This is a genomic window from bacterium (assembly GCA_035454885.1).
Lineage (GTDB): Bacteria > UBA10199 > UBA10199 > JACPAL01.
This window is the reverse complement of the sequence record DATIGE010000024.1, coordinates 1-8,905: the sequence shown is the minus strand read 5'-3', so window position 1 is coordinate 8,905 and position 8,905 is coordinate 1. Positions and strand designations below refer to the sequence as shown.

Genomic DNA, 8,905 nt, shown 5'->3' with positions numbered 1-8,905 from the left:
AGGCCCAACTGGCCGCCGTCGCTGAACCGGGTCGACGCGTTCCAGAGGACGACGGAGGAATCCAGGCGGTCCAAGAACTCTCGGGCGCGGCCCTCGTCCTGCGTGACGATCGTCTCCGTGTGCATCGATCCGTATTTCTGGATGTGGCGGATCGCCTCCTCCAGATCCGGCACCACCTTCACGGCAAGGATCAGGTCGAGATATTCCTCGCCCCAGTCCTTTTCCGCCGCCCTCTTGACGCCCGGGGCGAGCAACCGGGTCTTTTCGTCGCCCCGGATCTCCACGCCCGCTTCCTGAAGGCGTTTGACCATCCCGGGAAGAAATTCCGGGGCGACGCGCGCGTTCACCAGGAGCGTCTCGAGGGCGTTGCAGACGCCGGGACGCTGGACCTTGGCGTTGAGGACGATCTTCTCGGCCATCCTGAAGTCGGCCGATTCGTCCACGTAGACGTGGCAAACCCCCTTGTCATGCTTGATCACCGGGATCTTTGAGTGCTCCTCCATCCACGCCATCAGGGCCCCGCCGCCGCGCGGGATCATCAGGTCGATGTATTTCGACTGCTTGACCAGAAGCTTCATGGCCTCCCGGTCCGGCGTATCGACCACCTGCACCGCGTTCGGATCCACGCCGTTCTTTTTCAGGACGTTCCGGACGATCTTTCCCAAAGAGACGTTGGAGTGGATGGCCTCCGACCCTCCCCGGAGCACGACGGCGTTGCCGGACTTGAGGCAGAGGCCGGCGGCGTCGACCGTCACGTTCGGCCGCGATTCGTAGATGATGCCGATCACGCCCAGCGGTATCCGGACCCGCCGGATGACCAGGCCGTTCGGCCGCCCCCAGGTTTTCACGACGGTGCCGACCGGGTCCGGGAGCTCGGCGACCTCTTTCAACCCGCGGGCCATCTCCTCGATCCGCCGGTCGTTCAAGGTCAGGCGGTCGACCATGGCCTTCGGGAGCCTTTGTTTTTCGGCGGTCTTGAGGTCCTTCCGGTTGGATTCCTGGATCTCGTCCTTCCTGCGGACCAATTCATCGGCGATCTCCGTCAAGAGACGGTTCTTCGCCTCGGTCGGGAGTTTGGCGAGGCTTAAAGACGCCTCGCGGGCCGCCTTGGCCACGGAAACGATTTTCTTTTCGAGAGCGGAAGGCATCAAGTCCTCGCCAAAAATAGCGATCCGACCGGTTCGGACGCGAAGATTCTTTCCAGGATCCTCTTGCTGCGGCCGTGGGCGATGACGGTCGGGACCCCCGCGCGCCCGGCCTTCCGGGCCGCCTCCAGCTTGGTCTTCATGCCGCCCACGGACCCCACGTTATCCGTCCCGGAGGCCCGTTCAAAGAGCTTTTTGTCGATTTTTTCGACCACGTCGATCCTGCGGGCCGCCGGGTCCTTGCGGGGGTCCGCGGTGTAGAAGCCGTCCTGATCCGTGAGCAGAACCAAGAGATCGGCGTCCGCGAGGCGGGCGACCAAGGCGGCGAGGTTGTCGTTGTCGCCGACGCGGATTTCGTCGACCACCACCGTGTCGTTCTCGTTGATGATGGGGACGATCCCGCGCCTTAAGAGCGCCTTCATCGTGTGCCTGGCGTTGGCGTATTGGGCCTTGTTCTCCAGGTCGGGCCGCGTGAGCAGGATTTGCGCGGCCTGGAGCCGGGCCCGCGAGAGGGCCTTCTGATACATATGAATGAGGATCGGCTGTCCCACGGCGGCGCAGGCCTGGAGCTCCGCGATCTTTTTGGGCTTCTTCCGAAAGCCCAGGTGCTGCATGCCCGAGGCGATGGCGCCGGAGGAGACGAGGATCACGTGAACGCCCTTGCGCCGGACGGCGGCGATGCCGTCGGCGACGCCCAACAGCGCCCGGTGGGAGATGCGCCCCTTGCGGTCCACGAGGATGGACGAGCCGATCTTGACGACGACGCGACGGGTGCGGCGGATGATCCTTTCGAGCGGCCGTCCTTTCACGATTTTTTCTGCCATTCGCCGGGGGTGTAGGTCTTGAGCGAGAAGGCGTGGACGGCCCCGGAATTGATGTCGGCTTCGAAGACCGATTTCACCATCCGGTGCTGTTCGAGCATGGGCTTGCCTTCGAATGATTTCGTGACGACCGTGACCTGCCAGTGGTCGCCCGTGCCCGTGAGGTCCTTCAACGCGACCTGGGCGTCGGGAAACTTGCCGACGATCATGGCCTTGATTTCTTCGGGTGTTCTCAGGGTCATGGGCGTGAGTTAAACCCGTTTCGCCGTCTCCCGCAAGAGTTCTTCGAGACCCTCGTGCGTCGCCGCCGAGATGGCGAAGATCTTCCGCTTCGATTTCTTGAGGGCCTTTTTCGCCTCCGGGAGGCGTTCCTTCACGTCCGGCAGGTCGCATTTGGTGAGTACGATGATTTCGGGCCGCTCGAGAAATTCCGGATCGTAGGACTCGAGCTCGGTGCGGATCGTTTGATAGGATTCCCAAGGGTCCGGGTGTTCGGGGTCGTTCAGCGCGATGAGGTGGAGAAAGACGCGCGTCTTTTCGATGTGCTTGAGGAAACGCACGCCCAGGCCCACGCCCTCGCTCGCGCCTTCGATCAGGCCCGGCAGGTCGGCCATGGTGAAACTCTTGCGCCCGGCGGCGACCACGCCCAAGACCGGCGTCTTCGTCGTGAACGGGTAGTCGGCGATCTTGGGCTTGGCGGCGGAAACCGCCGCGAGCAGCGTGGATTTCCCGGCGTTGGGGAATCCGATCAACCCGACGTCGGCCAGGAGTTTGAGCTCCAAGACGACCCAGCGTTCTTCGCCCGGGGTCCCGTCCTCCGCCTCCCGGGGGGCCTGTTTGGTGGACGTGGCGAAGTGCATGTTGCCGCGCCCGCCACGCCCTCCGTGGGCGATGACGGCCTCGTCGCCTTCCTTTTCAAGATTTGCGAGGACGCGGCCGGTCGCTTCCTCGCGGATGGAGGTGCCCAAGGGGACGCGGATGACGACGTCGTCTCCCGCGTGGCCGTACTGGTCTTTTCCACGCCCGTGCTCGCCGCGTTCCGCCTCGAAATGGCGCTTGTACTTGAAGTCGAGGAGGGTGAAGAGGCCGGTGTCCGAGCGGAAGATCACGTTCCCGCCCCGCCCGCCGTCCCCGCCGTTCGGCCCGCCGCGCGGGACGTACTTCTCCCGCCGGAACGAGACGCAGCCGTGGCCGCCGTCTCCGCCTTTGACGAAGATGCGCGCCTCGTCGATGAATTTCATAGGGGGTTACTGCGGGTAGACGCTGACTTTTCTTTTCGTCGGTCCAAAGGCCTCGTACTTCACGATCCCGTCGACCTTCGCGTAGATGGTCCAATCGCGGCCGACGCCGACGTTCTGGCCCGGGTGGATCTGCGTTCCGCGCTGGCGGACCAGGATGGTGCCCGCGTTCACGGCCTGGCCCGCGTAACGCTTGATGCCGCGCCGCTGGCCGTTGGAATCGCGTCCGTTGGAGGTGGAGCCTCCGCCTTTTTTAGTCGCCACGATGAACTCCTTAAAAATCCAAGATTGAATCGCACCAAGGCGAAGCCTTGGTGTATTAACCCTTTATATCAGTAATTTTAACCAGCGTCAGCGGTTGCCGGTGGCCGACCTTGCGCTCCGAGGATTTCCTCTTGCGGTAGGTGTAGGCGATCAGCTTCGGCCCCTTGGTCTGGTCCAGGATTTCTCCGGCGACGGCGGCGCCCTCCAAGACGGGCTTGCCCAGCTTGATCGACTCCCCGTCCTCGATCAAGAGGACCGGAAAATTGACCTTGTCGCCGGCCTTGGTCTCGAGTTTTTCGATCTCGATCTCGTCGCCGACCTTGACCCGATACTGCTTTCCGCCCGTTTCGATGACTGCGTGCATAAAATACCTTAAGTTACAGCAGGTTGATGGCGAACTTATTTCGCAGCAACCTGCAGGGGGTTCGGGGGAGGCGCGGAGCGATCCCCCGCTAAAAAGAAGGGGCTTTCTAGACGCTCCGGCGGTCTTTGTCAATCGCTTCGTCGGGCTTGGCCGGGCTCCCCCCGACGGCTCCCTCGGTGATCTCGAACTGCTCCAGGTGGTAGTCCTCCCGGGCCTTGACCACGGCCTTCTTGCCCGTCTTGCGTTCCCATTCCTCCAGGCCCGGACTCTCTTCTTCCAAGAGCAATTCGACCACGGAGGGGTGGGTCTGGATGGTCACCATCTCCTCATGGATGTCCGAGAGGTTCCGGCGCAGCTCCCGGAAGATCTCGTGGCAGACCGTCGCGCGGCTCTTCAGGTAGCCCCGGCCCTCGCAGTAAAAGCACGTCTCGCAGAGGAGGCGCGAGAGGCTCTCGCGCGTGCGCTTCCGGGTCATCTCGACCAGTCCCAGGTCCGTGATCTTCGTGATCGTGGTCTTGGAACGGTCGGATTTCAGGGCGTCCTTCAAGGCCTGATAGACCTTTTCCCGGTTGGCGGGACGCTCCATGTCGATGAAGTCGAGGATGATGATGCCGCCCAGGTCCCGGAGCCGGAGCTGATAGGCGATCTCCTTGACCGCCTCCAGGTTGGTCTTGAGGATGGTGTCCTCGAGGTTCCGCTTGCCGACGAACTTGCCGGTGTTGACGTCGATGGCGATCAGGGCCTCGGTCTCCTCGACGATGATGTATCCGCCGGACTTGAGCCAGACCTTCTTGCCGAGGGCGCGGCTGATCTCCACCTCGATGCCGCAGGCGTCGAAAATGGGTTCCGGTCCGTCGTAATACTGGATGAAGTTACCCGCCCGCGGCAGGAAGGTCTCGATGAAGCTCTTGACCTTCTCCATCTCCCGCTTGTCGTCGATGAGGATGCGGTCGATGTCCGGCGTAAAAAGGTCGCGGACGGCCCGGTGCACGACGGAGAGGTCCCGATGGAGCAGGGCGGGCGCCTTGACGTCGTTTTTCTTGGCGTCGATGTCCTGCCAGAGCTTGGTCAGGTACTCCATGTCCTGCTTGACGTCCTTGAGGGTCGCGCCTTCCGCCATCGTCCGGGCGATGAATCCGCCCGAGGCGTTCACTTCCGGCCGGAGCTTCTCGATCAGGTTCTTCAGGCGCGTGCGTTCGCCCTCGTCCGGGATCCGGCGCGAGACCCCGATGTGATTGACCGTCGGCATGTAGACCAGGAACCGGCCGGGGAGACTGATGTGCGAGGTGAGCCTGGCCCCTTTCGTGCCGATCGGCTCCCGTGCGATCTGGACCACCACGTCCTGGCCCTCGCGGACCAGGTCCTGGATTTGAGGGATCTGGCGGTTGGAGCGTTTTTCGAAGCGGGGGCGGTCGGGGGGAGGGGATTCCTCCTCGCCGGCCATCATCTCCTCGATGGCGAGCTCCGGCGCGATGTCGGTCACGTACAGGAAGGCCGTGCGTTCAAGCCCGATTTCGGCGAAGGCCGCCTGCATGCCGGGCAGGACCCGGACGATCTTGCCCTTGTAGATATTCCCGACGAGGCCGGCGTCTTGGAGGCGCTCGACGATCAGTTCCGAGATCTGGCCGCCTTCGAGGCGGGCGATCCGGGTTTCCGTGGGCGTGACGTTGACGATGAGCTCATTCGACACGCCGTTGTTTTAGCGGAACTTCGCGATCCTTCAATAGAAATCTCAATTAATTGACAAAGATACGGCGCCCGACTATAAAGCCGCGTCTTTTTCAATATCAGGAATTCTCATACAAAAGGAGTCCGAGATGAGCCGAGTGAAACTGTTCTGTCTAGGCATGCTCTCCCTTGTTTTGGCCCCGCTTTCGGCCATGGCCAGTGAGGCGCAGCTGGTGCTCCCGGATCTCGCCTCTCAGACGTTCCTGGGGATGGACGGGCACAGCCTTCTCATGAAGGGATTGATCGTTTGCGGCCTGGGGCTGGTCTTCGGTCTGGTCATCTACGCCCAGGTCAAGAAGCTCCCGGTTCACAACTCGATGAAGGCGATCTCGGAGCTCATCTACGAGACCTGCAAGACCTACCTCATCACCCAGGGCAAGTTCATTTTGATCCTTGAGGCGTTCATCGGCGTCATCATCTGGGTCTACTTCTCGACGCTCCGGCATTTCTCGACGGACAAGGTGCTCATGATCCTGCTCTTCAGCCTGATCGGCATCGCCGGCAGCTACGGCGTGGCTTGGTTCGGCATCCGGATCAACACGCTGGCGAACTCCCGCACGGCCTTCGCGAGCTTGACGGGCAAGGCCTTTCCCGTGTGCTCGATCCCGCTCCGGGCGGGAATGAGCATCGGCATGCTCCTGATCAGCACGGAATTGGTGATGATGCTCTGCATCCTTCTTTTCATTCCGGCGGATTACGCGGGGCCCTGCTTCATCGGTTTCGCCATCGGCGAGTCGCTGGGCGCCTCCGTGCTCCGTATCGCCGGTGGCATCTTCACGAAGATCGCGGACATCGGGTCGGACCTGATGAAGATCGTCTTCAACATCAAGGAGGACGACGCGCGGAACCCGGGCGTCATCGCCGACTGCACGGGCGACAACGCCGGTGACTCGGTCGGTCCCACGGCCGACGGATTCGAGACCTACGGCGTGACGGGCGTGGCCTTGATCACCTTCATTCTGCTGGCCGTCCCCCAGGCGGCGACGCAGGTCCAGCTCTTGGTCTGGATCTTCGTCATGCGCATCATGATGATCATCGCGAGCGGGCTCTCCTATCTCATCAACGAAATGATCGCGAGGGCTCGTTACGGCCATGCCGAGAAGATGAACTTTGAGGCGCCGCTATCCTTCCTCGTCTGGTTGACGTCCTTCGTCTCTCTGGGAATGACCTATGCGGTGTCCTACCTCCTGATCCCGGATTTGGGCGACGGGACGCTTTGGTGGAAGCTCTCCACCATCATCACCTGCGGCACGATCGCCGGCGCCTTGATCCCCGAAATGATCAAGATCTTCACCTCGACCAATTCGGGCCACGTGCGCGAAGTGGTCACCGCCTCGCGCGAGGGCGGCGCCTCCCTCAACGTCCTCTCGGGTTTTGTCGCGGGCAACTTCAGCGCCTACTGGATGGGCATCGTGATCGTGCTTCTCATGGGCATCGCCTACGGCGTGAGCGTCCTGGGCCTGAAAGACCTCATGCTCGCCCCCGCGGTCTTCGCCTTCGGTCTCGTGGCCTTCGGATTCCTGGGGATGGGGCCGGTGACCATCGCGGTCGATTCCTACGGGCCGGTCACGGACAACGCCCAGTCGGTCTACGAGCTCTCGACCATTGAGTCGATCAAGGGCATCAAGGAGGACCTGAAGAAGAATTTCGGCTTTGACGTCAAGTTCGACAGGGCGAAACACCTCTTGGAGGAGAACGACGGGGCCGGCAACACCTTCAAGGCCACCGCGAAGCCCGTGTTGATCGGCACCGCGGTCGTGGGCGCCACGACGATGATTTTTTCCATCATCGTCTTGCTGACCAACGGCCTCACGACCGGGATCGAGAACCTGTCTCTCCTGCACCCGCCGTTCCTGCTCGGCCTCATCACGGGCGGCGCTATCATCTATTGGTTCACGGGCGCCTCGACCCAGGCGGTTTCCACCGGGGCCTACCGCGCCGTCGAGTTCATCAAGGCCAATATCAAGCTGGAGGGCAGCGAAAAGGCCTCCATCGAGGACAGCAAGAAGGTCGTCGCCATCTGCACGCAGTACGCGCAGAAGGGGATGTTCAACATCTTCCTGACCGTCTTCTTCTCGACGCTCGCCTTCGCGTGCCTGGAGCCGTACTTCTTTGTCGGCTATCTCATCTCCATCGCCCTCTTCGGCCTCTACCAGGCCATCTTCATGGCGAACGCGGGCGGCGCCTGGGACAACGCCAAGAAGATCGTCGAGGTGGAGCTGAAGGAGAAGGGGAGCGCGCTCCACGCCGCGACGGTCGTCGGCGATACGGTCGGCGATCCGTTCAAGGACACGTCATCGGTCGCGTTGAATCCCGTCATCAAGTTCACGACCCTCTTCGGCCTCCTGGCCGTGGAGCTCGCGATCGAGCTTTCGCGGAACCTGAGCGCGGTCCTGGCCGGCGCCTTCTTCCTGATCTCGACGGTTTTCGTCATCCGGTCGTTCTACGGGATGCGGATCAAATCCTGACCTTTTTGAAAAAAACAAGGGCTCCGGAATGGACTCCGGAGCCCTTGCCCTTTTCCAATCCGATGAGACCCTCTAGTCTTTGGTCGGTACTGCCACAGCCGACACGTTGGTCATGTAGGAAATCCCAAAGAATCGAAGCATTCCCGGGACGAAGAAGAACTCCTTAAAAGTGGCCATCGTGAAGTCCTCCTCCTTATAATTGAATTCCTTGATGAACGCCGAATAAGCCGCCGTCACGTTCCAGTTCACGTTCGAGGTGAAGTAATTGTTGAAGAATTTGTCCACGCTGCCGCGGTCGACGGTGAACGTGTAATCTGCATCGCGGGCTGCCGCGGTAAAGTTCCTGTCGATGGCGTCTGCGAAGGCCAGGAATTGGTTAGGTTGAAAGAAGCTGGTGATATACGTGGAGAGTTTCAGCTCCTCGATGTTGTCGGCCTCTTCGAATTGGTTCCGGAATTCTTTGTAGGACTTATTGATGGCATCGTACTCCAGGCGTTCCCGAAAGAAGTTACGGATCGTGTAATCCTGCATTTTGTAGGTATTGGTGATAAAACTGATGTTATCCGCTCCAGGAAAAAACGTGTAGTCCCGGATGCCGAATCCCTTGTCCACCGGCCGGAACGTATACGTATAGGCGTCTCGCACCTTGATGCTTTTCCCGGCCGTGACGTCCCTGGTCGTCTGCGCCGATGCCGTGCCTAGGAAAGCGGCCAGGGCCAACGACCCGGCGATCACCCCGATTCTGTATCCTCTGGTTCCAAACATAAGACCTCCCCCGTTTGTGTGGGCCGCCCAAACCATTTGGGCGGCTCTCTGGAAGCGCTTAAGGGAAGCATTATTCGTGCCATTGTTTTCGCCTCGAATATTTTTATAAGCT

9 protein-coding genes are annotated in these 8,905 nt (G+C 61.2%); 1 reads left to right on the top strand and 8 read right to left on the bottom strand.

The annotated features are described in order from the left end of the window. The 7 genes from VLJ37_05255 to VLJ37_05225 form a co-directional block, all read right to left on the bottom strand. Window positions 1–1,148, bottom strand: a 1,148-nt coding sequence (locus VLJ37_05255; GenBank protein ID HSA59075.1) for a glutamate-5-semialdehyde dehydrogenase, incomplete at its 3' end; no start/stop codon positions are given. Beyond that, window positions 1,148–1,969 carry a glutamate 5-kinase gene (proB, locus tag VLJ37_05250; GenBank protein ID HSA59074.1) on the bottom strand — a complete coding sequence of 274 codons (822 nt, stop codon included), beginning with the start codon at window positions 1,967–1,969 and terminating at the stop codon, window positions 1,148–1,150. The genes VLJ37_05255 and proB, both read right to left, overlap by 1 nt. Further along, a complete protein-coding gene (locus VLJ37_05245) occupies window positions 1,951–2,208 on the bottom strand; it encodes a BolA/IbaG family iron-sulfur metabolism protein (protein ID HSA59073.1) in 258 nt (85 codons plus the stop codon). Before VLJ37_05245 ends, proB begins: the two co-directional genes overlap by 19 nt. Window positions 2,209–2,217: 9 nt before the next feature. After that, the gene (gene obgE, locus VLJ37_05240) at window positions 2,218–3,207 is read right to left on the bottom strand and encodes a GTPase ObgE (GenBank protein ID HSA59072.1); all 990 of its coding nucleotides are present in this window, start codon (window positions 3,205–3,207) and stop codon (window positions 2,218–2,220) included. Window positions 3,208–3,213: 6 nt separating this feature from the next. Beyond that, window positions 3,214–3,468 carry a 50S ribosomal protein L27 gene (gene rpmA, locus VLJ37_05235; GenBank protein HSA59071.1) on the bottom strand — a complete coding sequence of 85 codons (255 nt, stop codon included), beginning with the start codon at window positions 3,466–3,468 and terminating at the stop codon, window positions 3,214–3,216. Between the two features lie 55 nt (window positions 3,469–3,523). Then, the gene (gene rplU, locus VLJ37_05230; protein HSA59070.1) at window positions 3,524–3,832 is read right to left on the bottom strand and encodes a 50S ribosomal protein L21; all 309 of its coding nucleotides are present in this window, start codon (window positions 3,830–3,832) and stop codon (window positions 3,524–3,526) included. A gap of 106 nt (window positions 3,833–3,938) precedes the next feature. Next, entirely contained in the window at window positions 3,939–5,522 is a 1,584-nt protein-coding gene (locus VLJ37_05225; protein HSA59069.1) for an Rne/Rng family ribonuclease, read from the bottom strand. 127 nt (window positions 5,523–5,649) lie between these two features. Between VLJ37_05225 and VLJ37_05220 the strand changes: the two genes are divergently transcribed. Then, the gene (locus VLJ37_05220) at window positions 5,650–8,028 is read left to right on the top strand and encodes a sodium-translocating pyrophosphatase (protein HSA59068.1); all 2,379 of its coding nucleotides are present in this window, start codon (window positions 5,650–5,652) and stop codon (window positions 8,026–8,028) included. Window positions 8,029–8,100: 72 nt separating this feature from the next. On the opposite strand, the gene VLJ37_05215 is transcribed toward VLJ37_05220, so the two are convergent. Beyond that, complete coding sequence (locus VLJ37_05215; protein HSA59067.1) at window positions 8,101–8,793, bottom strand: hypothetical protein; 693 nt, start codon at window positions 8,791–8,793, stop codon at window positions 8,101–8,103. Between the last annotated feature and the right edge of the window lie 112 nt (window positions 8,794–8,905).